This window comes from Serratia sp. CY81684, assembly GCF_052166595.1.
GTDB lineage: Bacteria > Pseudomonadota > Gammaproteobacteria > Enterobacterales > Enterobacteriaceae > Serratia > Serratia nematodiphila.
On sequence record NZ_JBJNOO010000003.1, the window covers coordinates 1446808 to 1466124 of the forward strand.

General features: G+C 61.1%; 14 protein-coding genes. 10 read left to right on the top strand and 4 right to left on the bottom strand.

The window, feature by feature from the left end; genetic code table 11:
* Nucleotides 1-28: 28 nt before the first annotated feature.
* The gene (locus tag ACJ8QF_RS14745; protein WP_004937998.1) at nt 29-1078 is read right to left on the bottom strand and encodes a DAPG hydrolase family protein; all 1050 of its coding nucleotides are present in this window, start codon (nt 1076-1078) and stop codon (nt 29-31) included.
* 362 nt (nt 1079-1440) lie between these two features.
* Between ACJ8QF_RS14745 and ACJ8QF_RS14750 the strand changes: the two genes are divergently transcribed.
* From ACJ8QF_RS14750 to ACJ8QF_RS14770, 5 genes are all read left to right on the top strand, one after another.
* Complete coding sequence (locus tag ACJ8QF_RS14750) at nt 1441-2559, top strand: MFS transporter (RefSeq protein WP_442537634.1); 1119 nt, start codon at nt 1441-1443, stop codon at nt 2557-2559.
* Nucleotides 2560-2683: 124 nt separating this feature from the next.
* Nucleotides 2684-3826: an efflux RND transporter periplasmic adaptor subunit gene (locus tag ACJ8QF_RS14755; protein WP_197753124.1), complete on the top strand. Its 1143-nt coding sequence runs from the start codon at nt 2684-2686 to the stop codon at nt 3824-3826.
* 1 nt (nt 3827) lies between these two features.
* Nucleotides 3828-6965, top strand: a complete 3138-nt coding sequence (locus tag ACJ8QF_RS14760; protein WP_442537635.1) for an efflux RND transporter permease subunit — start codon at nt 3828-3830, stop codon at nt 6963-6965.
* A gap of 1 nt (nt 6966) precedes the next feature.
* Complete coding sequence (locus ACJ8QF_RS14765) at nt 6967-8409, top strand: efflux transporter outer membrane subunit (RefSeq protein ID WP_442537636.1); 1443 nt, start codon at nt 6967-6969, stop codon at nt 8407-8409.
* Between the two features lie 155 nt (nt 8410-8564).
* Nucleotides 8565-8918 (top strand): DUF1493 family protein, encoded by a 354-nt coding sequence (locus ACJ8QF_RS14770; protein ID WP_004937980.1) that lies wholly within the window; start codon nt 8565-8567, stop codon nt 8916-8918.
* Between the two features lie 7 nt (nt 8919-8925).
* Here the strand turns inward: ACJ8QF_RS14770 and ACJ8QF_RS14775 are convergent, their stop codons facing one another.
* Nucleotides 8926-9495 carry a DJ-1/PfpI family protein gene (locus tag ACJ8QF_RS14775; RefSeq protein ID WP_004937978.1) on the bottom strand — a complete coding sequence of 190 codons (570 nt, stop codon included), beginning with the start codon at nt 9493-9495 and terminating at the stop codon, nt 8926-8928.
* A gap of 135 nt (nt 9496-9630) precedes the next feature.
* On the opposite strand from ACJ8QF_RS14775, the gene ACJ8QF_RS14780 reads away from it, so the two are divergent.
* A complete protein-coding gene (locus ACJ8QF_RS14780) occupies nt 9631-11169 on the top strand; it encodes a long-chain-fatty-acid--CoA ligase (protein ID WP_442537637.1) in 1539 nt (512 codons plus the stop codon).
* A 39-nt stretch (nt 11170-11208) separates the two neighbouring features.
* Here ACJ8QF_RS14780 and ACJ8QF_RS14785 read toward each other — a convergent pair whose 3' ends face one another.
* Nucleotides 11209-12483 (bottom strand): Glu/Leu/Phe/Val family dehydrogenase, encoded by a 1275-nt coding sequence (locus ACJ8QF_RS14785; RefSeq protein ID WP_033643119.1) that lies wholly within the window; start codon nt 12481-12483, stop codon nt 11209-11211.
* A 619-nt stretch (nt 12484-13102) separates the two neighbouring features.
* On the opposite strand from ACJ8QF_RS14785, the gene ACJ8QF_RS14790 reads away from it, so the two are divergent.
* Complete coding sequence (locus tag ACJ8QF_RS14790) at nt 13103-14560, top strand: amino acid permease (protein ID WP_004937969.1); 1458 nt, start codon at nt 13103-13105, stop codon at nt 14558-14560.
* Between the two features lie 111 nt (nt 14561-14671).
* On the top strand, nt 14672-15292 hold the full coding sequence (locus ACJ8QF_RS14795; protein ID WP_015377909.1) for a helix-turn-helix transcriptional regulator: 621 nt from the start codon (nt 14672-14674) through the stop codon (nt 15290-15292).
* A 62-nt stretch (nt 15293-15354) separates the two neighbouring features.
* Here ACJ8QF_RS14795 and ACJ8QF_RS14800 read toward each other — a convergent pair whose 3' ends face one another.
* A complete protein-coding gene (locus ACJ8QF_RS14800) occupies nt 15355-17544 on the bottom strand; it encodes a TonB-dependent siderophore receptor (RefSeq protein ID WP_280631587.1) in 2190 nt (729 codons plus the stop codon).
* A gap of 200 nt (nt 17545-17744) precedes the next feature.
* Between ACJ8QF_RS14800 and fes the strand changes: the two genes are divergently transcribed.
* Both fes and ACJ8QF_RS14810 read left to right on the top strand, forming a co-directional pair.
* Nucleotides 17745-19052: an enterochelin esterase gene (gene fes, locus ACJ8QF_RS14805; RefSeq protein WP_442537638.1), complete on the top strand. Its 1308-nt coding sequence runs from the start codon at nt 17745-17747 to the stop codon at nt 19050-19052.
* A 29-nt stretch (nt 19053-19081) separates the two neighbouring features.
* On the top strand, nt 19082-19306 hold the full coding sequence (locus ACJ8QF_RS14810) for an MbtH family protein (protein WP_004937955.1): 225 nt from the start codon (nt 19082-19084) through the stop codon (nt 19304-19306).
* Nucleotides 19307-19317 lie beyond the last annotated feature (11 nt).

The following is a 19317-nucleotide window of genomic DNA, read 5'->3' on the forward strand; positions in this document are numbered from 1 at the left end:
CGCTGCGTTGGCGAGGGGAAGGCGGCGGTCAGCTGTTGCCGAACCGGGCATAAATCTCAGGCAGAAAACGGCCGAGCGAAGAGAACTCCGTCATATCGTGGACGGCCATTTCATAGGCAAAGCCTTCCAGCGACGCTTTCGTCATCCCCGCTTTTGCGATGTATTCGCGCGAGCGTTTTCCGCCGTCCGGGAACTTGTCGAATCTATCCCAGGATTCGTGCGTGCCGATCCAGTAACGGTTGACCATTTCCATCCCTTGCGGCGTGTCGCGACCCAGATGAATCATCAGCACCAGCGGCGTTGATTGCGCATCATAAGGCGTGATGATGCCGCTGGCGTTAAAGGTAAAGCGATGCTTTTTGAGCAACTCGCTCTCGACGCCGAAGCTTTCCGGCGCATTAAAATGGATAACGCCGTCCAGATAGTTATCGCCAATGTACTCGGTAATGTGGTTCGGGTTGCCGTACAGCCGCTCAGCGTAGGACAGACGGGTATCCGCCAGACGCTTGGGATCGACAACCGAGTTGTGGATATGAGCATGCGGGAACCACAGATAATAGCGTTCGCTCTCGATCGGGTGCCAGCAGAACCACCACTTGAACATCTCCGTGGTCACGCCCGGAAAAATATGGCGGCTTTGCGCATAGGCGCAGGGGCCGCCATCCTCAACGACGGCGTAACCCGATACCGGAAACTCGTCAAAACGTTCCAATAGGGTTTTCAGGCCCGCTTTCGTGGGTTGAAGAATGTGTTCTTTTGCCAACGGCCCCTGTTCCAGCGCGCGGATCATCTCTACGGGCGCATCCAGATTGCTGTCGAAGAACTCGGCATAGGGCTTGCCCTGAATGCCTTTCTCATTGATCTTCAAGCGTTTCTGCATCGGCACCTGATAGTAGGAAATCAATGACTTATCGAGCGATGCGCCCGCATCAGTAAACGCGCCTTTCCGCGTCGCCGCCGGTAGGGCGGATGATGGCGCCGCCATGGCGGAAGACAGCAGGGATTGAGAAAGCAAGGCGCCGCCAGCCAACAGCGGAATGCGTTTGATGATATTACGACGTGAAATTTCTTTACTCATGAGATCCTCACTTAGGTTGTCGCCGACTTGACGGCAGCGAGATGTGGTGTGGTTGATATTGACTCTGAATTATCCGCATGATGGATCATTCATCCGAATAATGGTTATTATTCTGTTGCCGGATGTGGGCGATGTCAACGCTCATTGAGTGACAAAGCGCATGGATTGCCAAAAAGCGCCTGCCAGCCATTGCAGGTAATAACTGAGGGGTTGCCGACGTTGGCAGGGTAGGATTGACATTCGATTTACAGTTCGCGCGTTGACATGTTGGGCAGAAGCCTCAAGAATACCGTCCGAATTGTGGATGCTATATCCATATATCGGATATTTCAGTGAGGCACTCTATGCGTGAATTAAGAAAAATGGCGGCGTTTACGCTCTTGGCCGTGGCCTGTCTGACGATCATGGTCGGTTGCGTGATCGTTCCCGGTTTGACGGAGATCGCGAGCCAGTTGGGCACGCCTTCCGCGGCCAGTTGGCTGGTCACCGTGCCGTCGTTGGGCGTGGTGATATTTGGCCCCTTCGCCGGACGTTTTATTGACAGGGCGGGCGCTTACGCGGCGCTCAGCTGGGGGCTGTTGTTGTATGGCCTGCTTGGGGCGGGGGGGCTGTTGCTTCGCGGCTTTTGGCCGGTGATGCTCGACCGCCTGCTGCTTGGCGGCGCCACGGCGATCGTGATGTCAGCCGGCACCGGTCTGATTTCTGCTTTTTACAGCGGGCAGGCGCGCTTGAAAATGATCGCTTCGCAAGGCATGTCGATCGAGCTGGGCGGCGTCATCTTTCTGTTTATCGGCGGACTGTTGGCGACGCTCGGCTGGCGCTGGCCCTTCCTGTTGTATCTTGTCGCCTGGGTGTTGCTGGCGATGCAGTTGCTGTTTGTGCCCAAACCCCAGTCCGATGTGGGCGAATCAGACAACGTTCAGCGCGGTGATGCCATTTCCACCGGCGCCGGCAGATTAACCGCGGTCTATTTTTCCGCTGTGCTTTCCATGATCTGCTTCTTCACCGGGATCATTATCATCCCGCAGCATTTCCACCACATGAATATCGGGGCGGCGCAAACGGGATACTTCCTGTCGTTTATCTCGCTTATCGCCGTTTTTGCCGCCGCGCTGATGCCCAGGTTGGTGGCTTTACTCAGAGAAAACGGCGCGCTTGGCGCGGCGTTTGTCTGTTATGCCGCAGCGCATCTGCTCTTCGCCTCTGCGCACGAGACTGCGGCATTTGTTGCCGGCGGCATTCTGATGGGATGCGGGTTCGGCTTCTCGGTGCCGTTGGTTAATCATATGACCGTAGAACAAAGCTCCCCCCGCACCCGGGGGCGAAATCTGGCCTATTTATCGATGGCGATTTTCTCCGGCCAGTTCTTGTCATCCTTTATGGCGTTCATTCCCGGCAGCTCATCCGCCGTTTTCCTGGGAGCGGCGGGTATCAGCATCGCCACGGTTTTGGCGCTGACGCTTGCGCGCAGATTAGGGTAAACCCACCGCGCTGCGCGTTTTCCAGCCCGAAAAGATTTTACGCAATCCTTACGCAACCCTTTCAGAAGCGCATTGCGGCATTCGATATATTGAGAATAGTCATTCTCAATAGGATCGTATTGCAATGCAGAGGAAAACGCTTTTAGCGCTGGGGCTGTCGCTGTTGCTGGCCGGCTGCGATGGGCAAAACGCCGACGCGCCGGCGGGAGCGGGCGGTGAGCGGGAGGTCGGCGTGGTCACGCTGCGCGGCCAGTCAGTGACCCTGAGCAGCGAGTTGACCGGCCGGGTCAACGCCACCATGACCTCCGACGTGAGGCCGCAGGTCGACGGTATCATCAAGCAGCGGCTGTTTACCGAAGGGGCCGAGGTGAAAGCCGGGCAGGTATTGTATCAAATTGACCCCGCCAGCTATCAGGCCAGCTACGATCAGGCCGCCGCCCAGTTGAAAAACGCCCAGGCTACGGTGCAATCCACCCGGCTCAAATCGCAGCGCTATGCGGCGCTGGTGAAAGAAAACGGCGTTTCCAAACAGGACGCAGACGACGCCAAAGCCGCGTATCTGCAGGCCGTGGCGTCGGTGGCGCAGTATCAGGCGGCGCTGGAGACGGCGCGCATCAATCTCGGCTATACCCAGGTGCGTGCGCCGATCGCCGGGCGCATCGGTATTTCGTCAGTGACGCCGGGCGCGTTGGTGACCGCCGGCCAAAGCGATGCGTTGACCACCATCCGCGCGCTGGATCCTATCTATGTCGACCTTACCCAGTCCAGCGCCCAGCTGCTTAAACTGCGGCGCCAGCAGGCGGCGTTACAGCGCGGCGCGGTCACGCCGGTCGCCATCAAGCTGGAGGACGGCACGTCTTATGCCCATGCCGGCAAGCTGGAGCTGACCGAGGTGGCGGTGGATGAGGCTACCGGTTCGGTCACGCTGCGCGCGGTGTTCCCCAACCCCGAACATGAGCTGTTGCCCGGCATGTATATCCACGCCACGGTGGATAACGGCGTCGATCCCAAAGCCATTCTGGCGCCGCAGCAGGGCATCACCCGCAACGCCAAGGGCGAAGCCACCGCGTTGGTGGTCGACGAGCAAAACAAAGTGGCGCAGCGCACCGTCAGCGCCGAACGGGTGGTGGGCAGCAACTGGCTGATCGGCAGCGGGCTGAACGAAGGCGATCGCCTGATCGTCGAAGGCACCAGCAAGGTGACGATCGGCGCCGCAGTGAAGCCGGTTGAAGTCTCGGTCGACAAAAACCAACGCGGGGAGCAGTGATATGGCGCAGTTCTTTATCCGGCGGCCGGTGTTCGCCTGGGTGATCGCCATCATCATCATGCTGTGCGGCCTGATGTCGATCAATTCGTTGCCTATCTCGCAGTACCCGGACGTGTCACCGCCGCAGATTTCCATCTCCGCCACCTACCCGGGCGCGGACGCGGAAACGCTGGAAAACAGCGTCACCCAGGTGATAGAGCAGCAGCTCACCGGGCTGGATGGCCTGCTGTATTTCTCTTCGACCAGCAGCTCCAGCGGCTCGGTCAGCATCGACGTCACCTTTGATCAGGGCACCGATCCGGATATCGCGCAGGTGCAGGTGCAAAACAAAGTTCAGCAGGCGGAAAGCCGCTTGCCGAGCGCGGTCACCGCCCAAGGCGTGACGGTCAAGAAATCCCAGAGCAGCTTTCTGCTGATCGTCGGGCTGTATGACGAGACGGACAAGGCGACAATGGCCGACATTTCCGACTATCTGGTCAGCAACCTGCAGGATCCGCTGTCGCGCATCGAGGGCGTGGGGGACGTGCAGGTATTCGGCTCGGAATACGCGATGCGCATCTGGCTGGATCCGACCAGGCTGGCGAGCTATGCGCTGATGCCTTCCGACGTGCAGACGGCGATCGAGGCGCAAAACACCCAGGTGTCCGCCGGCAAGGTAGGCGATCTGCCGGCCGCCGCCGACCAGCAGCTGACCGCCACGGTGAAGGCGCAGTCGCGGCTGCAAACGCCGGAACAGTTCCGCAATATCATCCTGAAAAGCGACAGCAGCGGTGCGCTGGTGCGGCTGGGCGACGTGGCGCGGGTTGAACTGGGCAACGAAGACTACTCCGCCAGCGCGCACCTCAACGGCCACCCGGCGGCGGGGATCGCGGTCAAGCTGGCGGCGGGCGCCAACGCCCTCAACACCGCCAAGCTGGTAAAGGCCAAGGTGGCGGAATATCAAAGCGCGATGCCGCAGGGTTATAAGGTGGCCTACCCGAAAGATAGCACCGACTTCATCAACATCTCGATCGAGGAGGTGGTGAAAACGCTGTTCGAAGCGGTGGTCCTGGTAGTGGTGGTGATGTTCGTGTTCCTGCAAAACCTGCGCACCACGCTGATCCCGACCATCACCGTGCCGGTGGTGTTGCTGGGCACCTTCGGCGTGCTGGCGGCGTTCGGCTACTCGATCAATACCCTGACGCTGTTCGGCATGGTATTGGCGATCGGGCTGTTGGTGGACGACGCCATCGTGGTGGTGGAAAACGTCGAACGCGTGATGCGTGAAGATAAGCTGCCGCCGCGCGAGGCGACGGAGAAATCGATGCGCGAGATCACCGGCGCGCTGGTCGGCATCGCGCTGGTGCTGTCGGCGGTGTTTCTGCCGATGGCGTTCTTCGGTGGTTCCACCGGGGTGATCTACCGCCAGTTCTCGATCACCGTCGTCTCCTCGATGGTGCTGTCGGTGGTGCTGGCGTTGACGCTGGCGCCGGCGCTGTGCGCCACATTGCTGAAATCGACGCATGAAGAACAGACCGACAAAGGGCTGCTGGGTAAATTCAACCGCGGTTATAACCGGCTGCAGGAGAAGTACGCCGACAAGGTCGGCGGGGTGATCCACCGGCCGACGCGCTATCTGCTGCTGTACGGTCTGCTGCTGATCGCCACCGCCGTGATGTATCTGCGTTTGCCGACCGGTTTCCTGCCCAATGAGGATCAGGGTTCGGTGATGGTGCAGTACACCTTGCCGGCCGGCGCCACCAATGCCCGCACCTCGGCGGTGAGCGAGGCGGTCACCGCCTATTTCCTCGAGCAGGAAAAGGCCAACGTCAGCACTATTTTCACCATCAACGGCTTCGGTTTCAGCGGCAGCGGGCAAAACGCCGGCATGGCGTTCGTCAGCCTCAAAGACTGGAGCCAACGCGGCGGCAGTGAAAACACCGCCGACGCCATCGCCAAGCGCGCCATGGCGCATTTCGCCTCGCTGCGCGACGCCCAGGTGTTCTCCATGAGCCCGCCGGCGATCGACGGCTTCGGCCAGTCCGACGGCTTCACCTTCGAACTGCAGGCCAAAGGGGCGACCACCCGCGCCGAGCTGCAGGCGATGCGCGATCAGATCGTCGCCGCCGCCGCCGGCAATCCGTCGCTGCTGGCGGTGCGCGCCAACACCTTGCCGGATACGCCGCAGCTGCAGGTGGAGATCGACAGCGGCAAACTGCAGGCGCTCGGCCTGAGCGCCGGCGACGTCAACAGCACGCTCAGCAGCGCGTTCGGCAGCACCTACGTCAACGACTTTATCGATCGCAACCGGGTGAAAAAAGTCTATATGCAGGGCGACGTAGCGTATCGCGCCAAGCCGGAAGATCTCGACAAATGGTTTGTGCGCGGCACCAACGCGGCGGGCGACAGCAGCATGACGCCGTTCTCCGCCTTTGCTTCCTCACACTGGATCTACGGCCCGGAAAACCTGTCGCGCTATAACGGGCTGTCGTCGTTCGAGATCACCGGGCAGGGCGCCGCCGGCGTCAGTTCCGGCACGGCGATGAGCGAGATGGAGAAACTGGCGGCGAAGTTCTCCGCCGGCAGCAGCTATTCCTGGAGCGGGCTCTCCTATCAGGAGCGGCTGACCAGCGGCCAGGCATCGTCACTGTACACCATTTCGCTCATCGTGGTGTTCCTGTGCCTGGCGGCGCTGTATGAGAGCTGGTCGATTCCGTTTGCGGTGATGTTGGTGGTGCCGATGGGCATCGTCGGTTCGCTGCTTGCGATCACGCTGCGCGGGCTGGAGAACGATATCTACTTCCAGGTGGCGCTGCTGACCATCGTCGGTTTGTCGGCAAAAAACGCCATTCTGATCGTCGAGTTCGCCGAGGAAATGCACCAGCGCGGTGAAACGCTGATTGGCGCGGCGGTTCACGCGGCGCGCATGCGCCTGCGGCCGATCCTGATGACCTCGCTGGCGTTTACCGCCGGGGTGCTGCCGCTGGCGGTATCCAGCGGCGCCGGCGCCAACAGCCGCATTGCCATCGGTACCGGCATTATCGGCGGCACCCTTACCGCCACCGCATTGGCGATCTTTTTCGTCCCGCTGTTTTATGTGCTGGTGCGCCGCATGTTTACCCGTCGGCCCGCCAACTCGCCGTCGCAGGCAGGAGAATAACGTGTTGCAACGAGTCATGATGTTAACTTTACCGCTGCTGCTGAGCGGGTGTCTGTCGCTGGATCCGCACTACCAGCGCCCGGCGGCGCCGGTGCCCGCCAACCTGCCGCAGGGCGAGGCCGCCGGCAAGCAGGCGTTGAGCTACCCGGACGTCGCCTGGCGCGACTATGTGCAGGACGCCAGGCTGCGCCAGGTGGTGGCGATGGGGCTGAGCAGCAGCCGCGATCTGCGCGAAGCGATCGCCAATATCGCCTCGGCGCGCGCGCTGTACGGTGAGCAGCGGGCAGCGCTGTTGCCGACGATCAACGCCACCGCCGACGGCAGTCGCGGGCGTTCGCTGACCGGCAACGGCAATGCCACCGCCATCAGCCAGAGTTACGAAGCGCAGGCCGGCGTCAGCGCCTTTGAGCTGGATCTGTTCGGCAAAAACGCCAGCCTGTCGCGGGCGGCGTTCGAAACCTATCTGGCGAACTCGGAGGCGGCGAAAAGTACCCGCCTGACGTTGATTGCCGACATCGTCACCGACTGGGTGGCGGTGGCGGCCGAGCGCAGCAATCTGGCGGTGGCGCAGCAGACGATGGAAAGCGCCAAACGGTCGCTGGAGGTGACGCGCAAAAACCAGCAGCACGGCATCTCGTCGCTGGTCGACGTGGCGTCGGCGGAGACCGTTTATCAACAGGCGCGATCGGACGCCGCCAGCTATGCGACCAGCGCCGCGCAGGCGAAAAACGCGCTGGATTTAGCGGTGGGGCAAAGCGTGTCGGAAAACCTGCTGCCCGGCGGCATCGACGCGCTGGGCGGGATCATGCGCGACCTGCCGGCCGGGGTTTCTTCGCAGGTGCTGCTGACGCGGCCGGACGTGCTGCAGGCGGAGCATAACCTGAAATCCGCCAACGCCAATATCGGCTCGGCGCGGGCGGCGTTCTTCCCGTCGATCAGCCTGACCGCCAGCGGCGGGGTGGGCAGCGGTGAACTCTCGTCGCTGTTCAGCCATGGCGCGGGCGTTTGGTCATTCGCCCCGAGCATCAGCCTGCCGATCTTCAGCGGCGGCTATAACACGTCGCAACTGAACTACAGCAAAGCGCAGAGAGATCTGTATGTCGCCACCTATGAGAAAGCGGTGCAGACGGCATTTCAGGAAACCGCCGACGCGCTGGCGCGCAAAGCCACGCTGCGGGAACAGCTGGCGGCGCAAACCGGCTATGTGGCGGCGGCGCAGCAATATTATCGTCTGGCCGAACTGCGCTACCGCCAGGGCGTGGACAGCTATCTGACCGTGCTGGACGCGCAGCGCACGCTGTATACGGCGCAGCAGTCGCTGATCGCCGCACAGCAGACCGCGTACGACAATCAGGCGACCCTGTATAAAGTGTTGGGCGGCGGGGTTGCCGCCGAGCCGCAGGGGGATGGCGTCATCGCCGACAAGACGACGCTCAGCCGCTAACCTTCGACCGCGCGCGCCGGGCGTTTGGCTGCGCGCGTTTTTTATGGAAAGTGTAAAGAAACGGAAAACCCGCGCGGCGGCCCGAACTCGCCGCGGCGGGCAGAGTCAGACAGGTAATTGCACTCACTTTTTCTTCATATCGGCTCGAGGTCGTCATGGCAGAAGACATTCAGCAACAGGTCATCGCGCTTATCGCCGCCTTCAACGCATCAGGGCGGCTGCAGAAGGGCGTGGCCATCACCCCGGAAACCGAGATTAACACCGTGCTCAATCTGTCGTTCAGCGACTCCAACACGCTGATGCGCCGCTACTTCGACACCTTCGGCGTCGACAGCGGCAACTATAACCACGAGCTGTATTTCCAGCCGCCGAGCAATACCGGGCGCTGGTTTTCTCCCTCCGCCTGTAAAGAACACACCCGGCCGCTGTGCGTGTCTATGCTGGTGCGCTCCGCGCGCGCCAAACGCTGGCTGTACGACATCCATTTTCTGATCGAGCAGCTCCGTTAGCGCCGCATTACTGCTCCAATACCTCAGCGAACTTCGCCAGCCACTGCGGATGCGCCGGCCAGGCCGGGGCGGTGACCAGATTGCCGTCGACGTGCGCCTGATCGATGCCGATCTCCGCATAATGACCGCCGCCGAGCCGCACCTCCGGTGCGCAGGCCGGGTAGGCGCTGCAGGTGCGGCCTTTCAACACCCCGGCCGCCGCCAGCAGCTGCGGACCGTGGCAAACGGCGGCGATCGGTTTTTTCGCGGCGTCAAACGCCTGTACCAGCGCGATCACGTCGGGGTTCAGACGCAGGTATTCCGGCGCCCGACCGCCGGGGATCAAGAGCGCATCGTAGTGCTCTTCTTTGGCGGCGGCGAAGTCGGCGTTCAGGGTGAAACGGTGGCCGGGTTTCTCGCTGTAGGTCTGCGCGCCGTCAAAATCGTGGATCGCGGTCTGGATATAGTCGCCGACGGCTTTGCCGGGGCACACGGCGTCCACCCAATGGCCGATCATCTGCAATGCCTGAAACGGCACCATGGTTTCGTAATCTTCGGCGTAGTCGCCGACCAGCATCAGGATCTTTTTCTTGCTCATGATCACAACTCCTGCAGGAGGGGGAATGCCTAAGGTATAGCCCAGCCCCCCTGGGAATGCGAACCGCAAAGCGCCTATCTATACTCGTGATACTGCGGCGCTTTTCTCGTCGCTCAACCCCAGGGAGGATCCCCGATGCTGAATCTGGCAACCTTGCTTGAAGAGAGTGCGCGTACCTGGCCGGAGCGGCCGGCGGTGATACAGGACGATATCCCGCTCAGCTATCGGGCGCTGAATGAAATGGCCAACCGGGTGGCGAATTTGCTGGTCGCGCGCGGCGTGCAGCCCGGTGAACGGGTGGCGCTGGCCTGCACAAATCGGCCGGAGTTTCCGGCTATCTACTACGGCATCCTCAAAAGCGGCGCCGTGGTGGTGCCGCTGAATATTTTGCTTAAAAGCGCCGAATTCGACTATTACCTGGCGGATTCGGCGGCGGTGGCGCTGTTCTGTTTCGAAGGCAGCAGCACTCTGCCGTTGGGGGAAGAGGCGCTGCGGGCGGCGGCGAAGGCGGAACAATGCCGCGAGGTGTTTATTATCGGCGATCGGCTGCCGCTCGAGGGGGAGCGTTTCAGCCAGGCGATAGCCGCACAGTCCACTGAGTTCGCGTCTGCCGCAACGCTCGAAAGCGACACGGCGGTGGTGCTCTATACCAGCGGCACCACCGGCCGGGCCAAGGGTGCGGAGTTGACCCACGCCAATCTGGTGCTCAACGCATTGGGATCGGTGCGGCTGTTCGACGGCTCAGAGGCGAATCCCGATCGTCACCTGGTAACCTTGCCGCTGTTCCACACGTTTGGTTCGACGGTGCAGATGAACGCCGGATTTGCCGCCGCCGCCACCCTGGTGCTGGTCGAGCGCTTCGACGCCGCACAGGCCATCGCGCTGATGCAACGGCACGGCATCACCTTTTTCGCCGGGGTGCCGACCATGTATTGGGCGCTGTTGAATGCGCTGGATGAGTACACGGATATCGAGTGCCTGCGCAGCACGCTGCGTATGGCGGTGTCCGGCGGGGCCAGCCTGCCGGTGCAGATCCTGGAGGATTTCTCGCGCCGCTTCGGCGTCAACATTCTCGAAGGGTATGGGCTGTCGGAAACCAGCCCGGTCGCCACCTTTAACCATCCGCACCGCGTGACCAAACCCGGCTCCATCGGCCAACCGATCTGGGGCGTGGAGGTTCGCTTGCTCGACGTCACCGGGCAACCGATCGACGGTGTCGATCAGGTGGGAGAGATCGCGGTGCGCGGTTACAACATCATGAAAGGCTATCTGAATCGCCCCGAAGCGACGGCGGAAGTGCTGGAAAACGGCTGGTTCCGCACCGGCGATCTGGCGCGCCGCGACGCCGACGGCTTCTATTTCATCGTCGATCGGGCCAAGGACATGATCATTCGCGGCGGGTTCAACGTCTATCCGCGCGAGATTGAAGAGGCGCTGATTCGCCACCCGGCGGTGTCGTTGGTGGCGGTGATCGGCGTTGAACATCCTTCGCTGGGCGAAGAGATCAAAGCGGTGGTGGTATTGAAGGAAACGGAAGAACCGATCGAGGAAGAAGCGCTGATCGCCTGGAGCCGGGAGCGGCTGGCGGCGTTCAAGTATCCGCGTATCGTCGAGTTTGTCGAACGCTTGCCGATGACCAGTACCGGTAAGGTGTTGAAACGCTGTTTGCGCTGAGGAAAATCCGGCCTGCCGGGGCAGGCCGGGATACGGGCATCAACCTGGGTAGATGCCGCGCTCTTTACGTGCGGTCAGGATGCGCTCACAGGCCACGATGTAAGCGGCGGTGCGCAGGCTGCACTCTTTCTCGGCCGCCTTGTTCCAGACGTGGACCATCGCGTCGGTCATGATCTTGTCCATGCGCTCGTTGATCTCGGACTCGCTCCAGAAGTAGCTCGCCATGTCCTGCACCCACTCGAAGTAACTGACCGTTACGCCGCCGGCGTTACAGATAACGTCCGGAACCACGGTGATGTTGCGGGAACGCAGAATGTCGTCCGCTTCTGGGAAGGTTGGGCCGTTAGCCCCTTCCAGCACCAGCTTGGCGCTGAGGATTTCGGCGCGCTGACGGGTGATCTGGCCTTCCAGCGCCGCAGGGATCAGGATGTCCATGTCAACCGACCAGAACGCTTCGCTTTCGATCTCGCTGGCGCCAGGGAAGCCGGCGATCTGCTTGTGCTTGGCCTGGTATTCGGTCAGCGCGGCCAGGTCGATGCCGTTGGCGTTGAACAGGGTAGCGGAGTGGTCCTGGATGGTGACGACGCGCGCGCCGACGCCGACGAACAGACGGGCCGCTTCGCTGCCCACGTTACCGAAGCCTTGTACCGCCACTTTGGCGCCTTCGATCTGCACGCCCAGACGCTTGGCCACTTCGCTGCCGGTGACGAACACGCCGCGGCCGGTCGCTTTCTCACGGCCCAGGGAGCCGCCGAGGTGGATGGGTTTGCCGGTGACCACGCCGGTGATGGTGGTGCCGTGGTTCATGGAGTAGGTGTCCATCATCCAGGCCATCACTTTGGCGTTGGTGCCGACGTCCGGCGCAGGAATGTCTTTCTGTGGCCCGATGATGAAGCCGATTTCACTGGTGTAGCGGCGGGTCAGTCGCTCCAGTTCACCTTCAGACAGTTTGAACGGATCGACGCGGATACCGCCCTTGGCGCCGCCGTACGGCAGGTTGACCGCGGCACACTTGATGGTCATCCAGGCGGACAGGGCCATCACTTCGTTCAGATCGACGTCAGGGTGGAAGCGGATGCCGCCTTTGCCCGGCCCGCGCGACAGGTTGTGCTGTACGCGGAAACCTTCGAAGTGACGGATGGTGCCATCGTCCATCTGCAGCGGGATATCGACAATCAAAGCGCGCTTAGGGTGACGCAGCGTATCAACCCAGCGTGACAGGTCACCGAGGTAAGGGGCGACGCGATCGATTTGTTGCAGATATGTAGCCCAAGCGGTGGTGCTGCTGTCTGAAGCGTAGGATAGCTTTTCCATAACCAACCTTTATATATTAGAGGTATTTATTTCGTTTAACCGTGGATTAGCAAGCGCATAACACTTTGCGACGCTAAATTTACCACTAATTATGCCGGTTGTTAGCCCCCCTCTCATCGGGCCAGCGGACGGTTTTTCGCCGCCTGCAGCGCGGTAAATGAATAGTTAATTACTTTTTGTCGGCGGTGAGCGATCACATGCATAATTTATGCATATAAAGCGCATAAAAACCCTTTTTATCTATTTTTCAGAAGCTTGAATGTGATCAAAAAGTTTCATTTTATTTAACTGCCATGTTGACAATGGCATTTCCCCTCGCCAGAGTTAAATTAATGTTAAAACGGCTCCGGCGTCGTTTTTTTGTTGCACAAGGGAAAGTATAACCATTTGATATTGTAGTGTTTACCCACCACGCTCAGGCTTTGTACGCCAAACGTGGGCGATACGACGGCTCACGAGAGCATTTTCTTGGTACCCATTATTATTACCTCCCTGTCATAACGGGGCGGGCAGCGTTTGGTCTCAATTTTTTTGCCGGTTAGAGCGCCCGCGGGCGTTTCATTCCTGCTGCAACCGCGCATCGGTTGCTTAATCGCCTTAACGACGGACAGGTAACACCATGACAAAAAACCACTGCGATCGGCTGAACCCAGGTTCAGCCGAGGGGCCTCACTGTGCCCAAACCTTGCAGCGCGGGCTGAGTGCGCGCCACATTCAACTGATTTCGATCGGCGGCGCCATCGGCACCGGGCTGTTTATGGGCGCCGGGAAAACCCTCGCGCTATCGGGCACCTCCATCGTACTGACTTACGCCATCGTCGGTTTTTTCATGTTCATGGTGATGAGAGCGATGGGGGAGCTGCTGCTCACGCGGCTCGATTACCGCTCGTTCGCCGATTTTGTCTCCGAATACCTGGGGCCGCGCGCCAGCTTTTTTCTCGGCTGGTCCTACTGGCTGAGCTGGGTCGTAACCTGCATTGCCGACGTGGTGGTGTGCGGCGGCTACGTGCAATATTGGCTGCCAGACGTCTCGCCCTGGTTGCCGGCGCTGCTGACGCTGGGGTTTCTGTGTCTGTTCAACATGCTGTCGGTCAAGATGTTCGGCGAGGCCGAATTCTGGTTCGCGATGATCAAGGTGGTGGCGATCGTCGCGTTGATCGCTACCGGCGCCTGGATGGTGTTCAGCGGCTGGACTTCGCCGGACGGCGTGACCGCTTCGCTGCATAACGTCACCGATCCCGCCATTTTCATGCCGCACGGCATCTTCGGCTTTTTCGCCGGTTTCCAGATCGCCATTTTCTCCTGCACCGGCATCGAGCTGCTGGGCACAATGTCGGCGGAGACCAAAAACCCCGAGAAGGTGCTGCCGAAGGCGATCAACGCGATCCCGGCCCGCATCATCGTCTTCTACGTGTGCTCGATGCTGACCATTATCGCCGTCACCTCATGGAGCCACATCTCGCCGGACAGCAGCCCGTTCGTGATGCTGTTCGATCGGGCGGGGCTGCCGGCCGCCGCCGCGGTGATCAACTTCGTGGTGCTGACTTCGGCGATGTCCTCGGCCAACAGCGGGGTGTATTCCAGCACCCGCATGCTGTACAGCCTGTCGATGGAAAAGCATGCCCACGGTCAGTTCCGCATTCTGTCGCGCACCACGGCCATTCCGATCCGCAGCCTGCTGTTTTCCTGCTTCTGCATGGTGGCCGGCACCTTGCTGCTGGTACTGGTGCCGAACGTCATGACGCTGTTCACCATTGTCTCTACCGTGGCGGCGATCCTGGTGGTTTACAGCTGGGGCATGATTTTGGTCGCCTACCTGGTGTATCGCCAGAAGCGGCCGGATCTGCACGCCGCTTCCCACTTCAAAATGCCGGGCGGGGTAGCGATGGCCTGGCTGACGCTGGCATTTTTCGCCTTTACGCTGGTGCTGATGGTGTTCGATCGCGATACGCTGATCGCGTTGTGCAGCATGCCGCTGTGGTTTACCACGCTCGGCCTGATCTGGCGCTATCGGGTCCGCGACAGCGTGGCGCGCGAGAGCTACGTGTTTTATCGGCGCGGCGCCGAGGCGGAATAACCGGCGAAGGATACGCCGCTTGCCGCCGCTCCGCTCGGCAAGCGGCGGCAACTGCGGTATGCTAAGCGGCTGAACCGCAAACCAAACCGGGCTATACGGAGACCCCCCAGCGTGCCGAACTCTTCTTCTCAACTCGACCTTTTGCGATCGGTCGCCGACGGCATCGCCGCGCTGTTTTTCCCGAATGCGGAAGTGGTGATCCACGATCTGGCCACCAACAAGATTGCCTATCTGGCGAACAACCTGTCGAAGCGCAAACCGGGCGATGACGCCGGGCTGGAAGACTTCGAGCTCGATGGCGGCGCCGGCGTGACCGGCCCCTATGAAAAGCTGAACTGGGACGGCAAAAAGATGCGTTCGGTGAGCATCGCCGCGCGCGACGAGCAGGGCAAGCCCAGCTATCTGCTGTGCATCAACCTGAGCACCGCGATGTTCGAGGACGCCCGCAATGCGCTGGACATGTTTTTATCGGTCACGCGATTGCAGCCACAGCCGCAACAGCTGTTCAAAGACGACTGGCAGGAGAAGATCAACACCTTCCTGCATGACTGGCTGCGGCGCGAGAACGCTGCGCTCGGCGCGCTGAGCCGCGAGCAGAAACGGCGGCTGGTCAGCGATCTCTATCATCAGGGGGCGTTCAAGGCCAAAAGCGCGGCGGATTACATCGCCAATGTGCTGTCGATGGGGCGCGCCACGGTGTACAAGCATTTGCGGGAATTGAAGCAGGAGTAAAGGCGGCGAGAAAGGCGGCGAGAAAGGCGGAAGAAAGGGGCGGCGATGGCCGCCCCTTGTCGTTACCAGCGGTAGTTGACCGAAGCGATAATGCTGCGGCCGCTGCCGTAGAAGCAGGCGTACTCGCCGCTGCACGACGAAACGTATTTCTTGTCCGTCAGGTTCTGCACGTTGAGCTGCAGCGCCGCGCCGCGCAGTGCCGACGAAGCCTGACCGAGGTCATACTTCACCATGGCGTCGTACAGCGTGTAGTGCGGCACGTCGTACTGGCCGGTGGCGTCGGCCGGCGCATCGCCGATGTAACGCACGCCGCTGCCGACGGTCAGGCCGTTCAGCGCGCCGCTCAGGAAGCTGTAGCTGCCCCAGGCGGACGCCGCGTGGCGCGGGATGCCCGCCGGGCTGTGGCCGATTTCGTCCGCCGAGTTGGAGTCTTTGGTCACTACGTCGGTGTAGGTATAGGCGGCGGTTAGCTTGATCTCCGGCGTCGGCTGAGCGTGCACTTCCGCCTCAATCCCCTTGGATTTCACCTCGCCAATCTGCTCATAGGCGGAGGTGAGACGGTTATAGGACGCCACGTTGCGCTGGGTAATGTCGAACCAGGAGAGGGTCAGCAGGGTATTGCCGCCCGGGATCTGGTACTTCACGCCCACCTCGGTCTGTTTGCCGGTGGTCGGCTTGAGCGGATCGGCGCCCGGCGCGCTCGGATACAGGTTAGGATCGAACGAGGTGCTGTAGCTGACGTACGGCGAAATGCCGTTGTCGAAGGCGTAAAGCAGCCCCGCACGGCCGGTAAATTGCGCATCGTTGTAGGTCTGCTCTTTGCCGCCGGCGGTGCGATCGCGGGTGTTGACCTGCGACCAGTCCTGGCGGCCGGACAGCAGCAGGTTCCAGTTATGCCACTCCAGCTGATCCTGCAGATACACCCCGACCTGATTCAGCGTCTTCAATTCGCTGGAAACCAGCGTCAGCGCGCTGCCATCAATGCTGGGGCGAACCGGATTGGCCCAGTCGATCGGGTAATCGTTGCCGCGATCGCGATACATCTTCGAATCGCTATGGCTGTAGCGGTAATCCAGCCCGCCCAGCACGGTGTGCTTCACCTCGCCGGTATCGAACAGACCCTTCAGCTGGTTATCCACGCCAAACTCGTTGGTCATCTGCGTTTCATGCTGCGCCCTGCGCGTCACGGTGTGGTCGTTAACGTCAGAATTTACGTTATAGACCAGATATTTATAGTCTTCATCGCGGTGAGTGAAGCGCAGGTTCTGGGTAAATGACAGCGCATCGCTGAAGTTGTGCTCGAGGCTGTAACCGATCGACGCCTGCTCGCGCCGCGATTTGTTGAAGCTGGGCTCGCTGACGTTGAAGTCGTAAGGTACATAGCCCGCGCTGGTCGGGAACAGCGTGCCGGCGCGCGGCAGGAAGTTGCGCGACCCGGCTTTCGGATCGTTCTGGTAGCTGGTCAGCAGCGTAAAGCTGGTGTCTTCGTTCGGCAGCCAGGTGAAGGCCGGCGCGATGGCCACCCGTTGCTGCTTGCTGTCTTTGACGAACTCGTGCTCGGTTCTGGCGATACCGTTCAGGCGATAGAACAGGGTGTTGTCGTCGTTGAGTTTGCCGCCGAAATCGAACGCCGTTTCCGCCAGATGGCGGTTGCCGGTGCTGAATTTGACTTCGTGAATGCTCTGGGCGGTAGGGCGTTTACTGGTCATCACCACCACGCCGCCGGGGCTGACCTGGCCGTACAGCACGCCGGCCGGGCCGTGCACCATCTCCACGCGCTCCAGCAGCCAGGGGTCGATCTGCCCGGCGCCGCCATTTTGGCTCGAGAGGCCAAAGTGCAGACCGTCGAGCAGTTTGGGCGCATAGCGGAAGCCGCGGCTGATCACTTCGTCATTGCGGTTGGAGTTGCCGCGGTAGGTGGTGATCACTCCGCTGGTGTAGTTCAGCGCGTCGGCGACCGACGCCGGCTCCTGGTCGTTCATTTGCTCGCGCGTGACCACCGAGATGGACTGCGGCGTCTTGCGCAGAGAGGCGGCGGTCTTGGTGCCGGCGGCGCTCTCTTTGGCGACGATCCCTTTGACCGGCGCGGTCACGCTGTTTTGCGCGTCGGCGGTCACCAAAATCGTTTCGTCCGCTGCCGCAGACGCGTGTTGCGCCAAGGGCAATAACGCCAGCGCCGATCCCAGCAACAGATGCCTGGCGGACATCGCCTCCGCATTCCCGTTAGCTATCCCTTTGTTTTTAATCTTCATTATCTCTCCTGCATACCTGCGTTGTGTGTTATGCCACCCTGATAAACCCCGAAATATCGGCGAGCGGTATTCACCCGTCGACGCGGAGACGCCGTATGTGCACGACGGTAAAAATCCGACAAATAGTATTGAAAATGATAATGAGTATCAATACGATTGTCAGGTTTTGTAAAAATCACTCATGTTATGTAAGGGGCGCTATGGAGTTTTTGCCGGAAAAGAGGCCAGGAAACGACCTTGAGGGATTGGCGGCGCAATGGCTGCGTGAAGAGGCGGCAGGGCAATCCGCGTGGTGGCAAAAGGTTGCCGCGCAGGGCACGCCCATCGTCGACGCGCTCGACGAACGCCACGTCAAAATGACCTGGCTATGGCGCGACCCCGCCGGCGATGAACGGCACTCGCCGATATGCCGCGTTTACGCCGATATCAACGGCATTACCGATCACCACAGCACGTCCCCCAGCAGCCTGACTCGGCTCCCCGGCACCGACGTTTGGTACGGCTCGGCCGTTATCGATCGCCGCTGGCGCGGCAGCTACAGCCTGATCCCTATTACCGAGCGAGACCTGCCCCCCGTCTTCAGCGAAGACGAAACGTTACGCGACCGCCAACAGCGTGCCTGGTGGGTATCGCTGTTCCCGTTGGCGATCGCCGATCCGCTGAATCGCCTCTCGCTGGGGCCGTCTCATCGCCCGCGGCCCGTATCCCTGGCGCAAGGGCCGGATGCCGACGATCAAAGCGCCTGGCAGGCCGCCGATCGGCCGCTGGATGAGGCGCGGCTACAGCGATTTCAGTGGCGCAGCGAACGGCTGGGTAACCAGCGGCGCGTTTGGCTGTATGCCAGCGGCGACGCGGCGGTGAAAGCGAACCGCCCGCTGGTGCTGCTGCTCGACGGCCAAAACTGGATCGAAAGGCATGCGCTGCTGCCGGTGATCGAGAACGAAACCGCAAAAGGGCAGTTGCCGCCCGCGTGCTGGTTGCTGATCGATGCGATCGATGGTGAATACCGGGAAAACGAGCTGCCCTGCAACGCCGTCTTCTGGCAAGCGGTGATCGACGAACTGCTGCCGCAGGCGCAGCGCCGCGAAGCGTTCAGCGAGACTGGGGCGCGCACCGTGGTCGCCGGCCAGAGCTACGGCGGGCTGGCGGCGTTATACGCCGGTTTGCACTGGCCCGAGCGCTTTGGCCACGTGCTGAGCCAGTCCGGCTCCTTCTGGTGGCCTACGGTGCAATTTGTGACCCAGTTCGAAAAACGCCACGAACTGGAGGAAGGCTGGCTGATACGCCAGGTTCGGCAGCGCAACGCGGCGGCACCCAAGCTCACCGTGATCCAACAGGCCGGCGATCGGGAGGCGGACATCGAATTCGTCAATCGCCAGATGCACCAAGCGCTGACGGCGGCCGGGCACCGCGCCGACTACCGCGTGTATTCCGGCGGACATGACGCGCTCTGCTGGCGCGGCGGCCTGGTGGACGGCGTGCGCCGACTGCTTTCCGCAATGAAGTAATCCCACATTTTGACAGACAGGTAATGAAAATGACTCAGGAACAACAAAACCCGTTCGATGACGAAAGCCTCCGTTTCTCCGTGCTGGTCAACGCGCAGCAGCAGTATTCGCTGTGGCCGCAGTTTGCCGATACGCCGCAGGGGTGGCGCGTGCTGATGGGGCCGGCGTCGCGCGGCGAGTGCATCGACTACATCGAAACGCACTGGCAGGACATGCGGCCGGCGGCGCTGAAAGCGGCGGATGCGGCGCGTTAAGCGCCAGGCAC

Coding starts and splice junctions, on each gene's coding strand:
- ACJ8QF_RS14790 (WP_004937969.1), top strand. CDS start 13,103: ATGACAAAAAACCACTGCGATCGGCTGAACCCAGGTTCAGCCGAGGGG.
- ACJ8QF_RS14810 (WP_004937955.1), top strand. CDS start 19,082: ATGACTCAGGAACAACAAAACCCGTTCGATGACGAAAGCCTCCGTTTC.
- ACJ8QF_RS14775 (WP_004937978.1), bottom strand. CDS start 9,495: ATGAGCAAGAAAAAGATCCTGATGCTGGTCGGCGACTACGCCGAAGAT.
- ACJ8QF_RS14770 (WP_004937980.1), top strand. CDS start 8,565: ATGGCAGAAGACATTCAGCAACAGGTCATCGCGCTTATCGCCGCCTTC.
- ACJ8QF_RS14800 (WP_280631587.1), bottom strand. CDS start 17,544: ATGAAGATTAAAAACAAAGGGATAGCTAACGGGAATGCGGAGGCGATG.
- fes (WP_442537638.1), top strand. CDS start 17,745: ATGGAGTTTTTGCCGGAAAAGAGGCCAGGAAACGACCTTGAGGGATTG.
- ACJ8QF_RS14750 (WP_442537634.1), top strand. CDS start 1,441: ATGGCGGCGTTTACGCTCTTGGCCGTGGCCTGTCTGACGATCATGGTC.
- ACJ8QF_RS14755 (WP_197753124.1), top strand. CDS start 2,684: ATGCAGAGGAAAACGCTTTTAGCGCTGGGGCTGTCGCTGTTGCTGGCC.
- ACJ8QF_RS14785 (WP_033643119.1), bottom strand. CDS start 12,483: ATGGAAAAGCTATCCTACGCTTCAGACAGCAGCACCACCGCTTGGGCT.
- ACJ8QF_RS14760 (WP_442537635.1), top strand. CDS start 3,828: ATGGCGCAGTTCTTTATCCGGCGGCCGGTGTTCGCCTGGGTGATCGCC.
- ACJ8QF_RS14780 (WP_442537637.1), top strand. CDS start 9,631: ATGCTGAATCTGGCAACCTTGCTTGAAGAGAGTGCGCGTACCTGGCCG.
- ACJ8QF_RS14745 (WP_004937998.1), bottom strand. CDS start 1,078: ATGAGTAAAGAAATTTCACGTCGTAATATCATCAAACGCATTCCGCTG.